The sequence below is a fragment of the Streptomyces murinus genome, from assembly GCF_002154555.1.
Classification (GTDB): Bacteria; Actinomycetota; Actinomycetes; order Streptomycetales; family Streptomycetaceae; genus Streptomyces; species Streptomyces murinus.
In genome coordinates this window covers 1-738 of sequence record NZ_MUNF01000977.1, presented here as the reverse complement: position 1 = coordinate 738, position 738 = coordinate 1, and the positions used below count along the sequence as shown (strand labels likewise).

Genomic DNA, 738 nt, shown 5'->3' with positions numbered 1-738 from the left:
GGGCGGGGCGGAACGTCGCCGAGGTGAGCGCCGCCCGCTGGACGGGATCGCAGTCCTGGCGGCACAGGGCTATCAGCTCGGTCAGGGCGCTGTGCCCGGGATCGGTGCCGGGCAGCGGATCGCGCTCGTACGCCTGGGGGAAGAAGCCGGTGTCCTCGGCGATGACGAGCCGTCCGGTGCGCTGGGTGAGGGCCGCCGCGACCAGGTCGGGCACCGGCGGTCTGGGTCTGGTGCCGGAGAGCCAGTGGGCGACGGAGGTGCGGTCGTAGCGCAGCGAGAGTCCCTCCGCCGCCCCGAGGGTGTTGACCGCGTGGGCGAGTTCCCCGTTGGTCCAGCCGGCTTCCCGCAGCAGGGCGGCCAGCCGGTCGTTGGCGTGACGGTGTGCCATTCCTTGCCTCGGGTGCTATTCCGCGATGGCGGTGCTGTAGGTCCAGCGGTACAGCGGTACCTCGAGGCCGGACACGGTGCGGGTCTCCTGGGTGCGGGTGAAGTGCTGGTGACGGCCGTAGAAGGCGACGGTCACCCGGTCGGACAGGGCGGTGGTGCCGCGGGTGAGCCGCATGAGCCCTGCGGGACCGCGGCCGGCGCCTTCGAGGAGGACGAGCTGCTGTCGGGCGTGGGCCGAGGCGATGTCCTCGGCCGGTTCGGCAAAGACGGTCATGGCGGTGTTCCTTGTCGGTACGTGAGCGGCGGCGGCCGGCCGGCAGGCGGTGCGTCGCTGCCGGCCGCGGCCGGCAG

The 738-nt window shown here is 73.3% G+C and carries 2 protein-coding genes; both read right to left on the bottom strand.

What is annotated here, in order from left to right; genetic code table 11:
• A partial coding sequence (locus CCN72_RS37055) for an NsdA family TPR-like regulatory protein (protein ID WP_483027298.1) occupies positions 1-388 on the bottom strand: 388 nt, incomplete at its 3' end.
• Positions 389-403: 15 nt separating this feature from the next.
• Complete coding sequence (locus CCN72_RS37050; protein WP_086812672.1) at positions 404-661, bottom strand: DUF5988 family protein; 258 nt, start codon at positions 659-661, stop codon at positions 404-406.
• Positions 662-738 lie beyond the last annotated feature (77 nt).